This window comes from Roseovarius lutimaris (assembly GCF_900115165.1).
Classification (GTDB): Bacteria; Pseudomonadota; Alphaproteobacteria; order Rhodobacterales; family Rhodobacteraceae; genus Roseovarius; species Roseovarius lutimaris.
The window spans coordinates 1-2,190 of the sequence record NZ_FOVP01000063.1 but is presented as its reverse complement, the minus strand read 5'-3'; the positions used below and the strand labels follow the sequence as shown (position 1 = coordinate 2,190).

At 55.9% G+C, this 2,190-nt stretch carries 3 protein-coding genes; 1 reads left to right on the top strand and 2 read right to left on the bottom strand.

Features of this window, described 5'->3' with window-relative positions; translation table 11 throughout:
• The first annotated feature begins 409 nt into the window (after positions 1-409).
• A complete protein-coding gene (locus BMZ91_RS20920) occupies positions 410-799 on the top strand; it encodes a hypothetical protein (protein ID WP_092842503.1) in 390 nt (129 codons plus the stop codon).
• A gap of 3 nt (positions 800-802) precedes the next feature.
• Here BMZ91_RS20920 and BMZ91_RS20915 read toward each other — a convergent pair whose 3' ends face one another.
• Positions 803-1,252 carry a hypothetical protein gene (locus tag BMZ91_RS20915; RefSeq protein WP_092842502.1) on the bottom strand — a complete coding sequence of 150 codons (450 nt, stop codon included), beginning with the start codon at positions 1,250-1,252 and terminating at the stop codon, positions 803-805.
• A gap of 118 nt (positions 1,253-1,370) precedes the next feature.
• Positions 1,371-2,190: MobA/MobL family protein (locus tag BMZ91_RS20910; RefSeq protein WP_143076443.1), on the bottom strand; the 820-nt coding region annotated here is incomplete at its 5' end.

Sequence of the window (2,190 nt, the reverse complement as noted above, 5' to 3'; positions counted from 1 at the left end):
ATAACGTTCTCAGACGAAAGAACGTCTTCTGCCAACGCCTTTACGTTCAGCCACTTCAATTGAGGATTATACTTCAGTGCTCGATAGTAGAGGTTGAACCCATCTACATAAATTATTGTTCTCATCCCACACGCCCAAAAAAGCAAAAGCTGCATTGGATTGCTCCGCCGCAGCTTTTGAGCCTACGGCACGCCGTAGGTGGGTTTAAAGCTCATATGGCGGTCGATGTGTTAAGAATCAATGAAAATCGCAACAACCGATGTTTCAGATTCAACGTCTCTTAGCAACAACTGTTAACAGTTGTTGCTAAGAGACGTTGGCGCCAATGTCAATACGTAATCTACAATTGAAACAATGATTTGAACGTGATACATGGCGGCTAGTTTGTTGCAAAATAGGAAATGAAACGTTGCCTGACGAAGACAGCTCGACCACGAGCTACTATGAGCGGCGGCTGCAACAAGAGATTGAGGCCATCGAACTCAAGCTGAAAGAGCTGACAGCTGAGCGCGACGCGCTGAGGCGTCAGCTCATCAAGGCGCGTTGGGAAAACCACCACTTACGAGACGTCAGCCGAAAGAACAGTGCAAGCCGAGTTCTGGTAGAGCAGCGAGTGCTTGCCGCTCTTGAACAGACCACAAAGCCAATGACTTCCAGGCAGCTTTTTTCGGTGGCGAGGCTGGCAAACTTCGAATTGAAAGAAAACACCTTTCGAACGCACCTTCACCGTATGAAATCGAAAGGCCTGATCGAGAACGTTAGCCGTGGTCGGTGGCGAGGCATCGCCCCTGCCGACTAGACACTACCCCAGAAGACGCGCCCAGAGGCCGCGCTTGGGCTGTTCTGCTGCCCTCTCGCGCTGATCAGTCAACGCAGCCAAAGCCTGCCTATGATCGGCGCTCTGACGCTCAGCCTGCTCTTTCAATGCCTCGATCTGGTCGGTGAGTTGAGAACGCTCGCGATCCCGTTCCGAGTCCATCCGCTCGATCTGCTCTCGGAGCATCTTAACTTCGATCTCCAAAGCGCTGTTTTGGGTAGTTTTTTGATGGTTTTCCAATGGGGTCGGAAACGGTCTTTCGCGTTCGGCAGAACTGGTTTTAGAGAACACCCTGAAAAGCTCAGAAGGATCGATCTCCCAATGCCCCTTTTCGTTCTTTTCTGCGCTCATTCGCCCAGCATTCAAGGCATCAAGCAAGGTGGACTTGGCAACCCCAGCCTCCTTTGCAGCCTTATTCAAAGATAATTTTACCATGGTTCTGCTCTGCCTTATACAGGAGGTCTGAGACGAACTTCCTACCGGTTTTCGGCTAGTTTAGCCGAAAACCACCCAAGCAAGGAAGGCCAGAGTTTTCAGCCGCCGCTTTAGGTGTTCACAAGCTGAACCCATCATCTCTTTCACGGCTGATATCGCGGTCCTGCTCGATGCTGCGTTCTGCCTCCCTGTCGCTTTCCCTGACCTGCTCATGCGCGGCCTCAAGCGTCGAGAAGTCCGCGCCACGCAACGCCTCGGCCAACCCGTTCAGGGAATGCTCGGCCACCTCCCGCACACGGGCATAGGTCTCGGCAAAACGTTCGCGCAGACCGGACACCACTTCGCGGACCTGTTCCAGCCGCCCGTAAGCATCGCGCCATAGATCGCCTGCGGTGGTCTGGATGCCGCGCCGCTCCATGCCCCACGCCTTCCAGCCAATGTCCGGCAGGGGATCGCGGTCCAGCTCCACAGCCTCAATCTCCAGCTCGTGGGCGGCCCTGTCGTCGCCGCGTTCAAGCGCCCGTTCCTTAAGGTCCAGCTTTTCTTCCCGCTGTGCCTCAAGGCTGCGATGGTCGATCTCGCGCCCGACCTCGATCTCGCGCAGATAGGCGTTGGCATGATCGGCCCAACTCTCGCGCCAGTCCGCCAGCAGCTCCTTGCTGTTCCATGAGCGGTCCTTGCCCTCAAAGCCGTCTGCGCCGATGGAACGGGTGGTCAGCATGATGTGGGCGTGATGGTTGCGTTCGTCCCCCTCCCTTCCGGGGGCGTGCAAAGCCACATCGGCAATCATGCCCCGATCGACAAAGGCGGATTGCACGAAGGATCGCACCAGAGAAGCCCGTTGTGCGTCCGTCAGCTCGTGGGGCAGGGCGACCGTCACCTCGCGAGCAAGCTGGGCGTCCTTGCGCCGCTCCACCTGCTCGACGGCGTTCCACAAC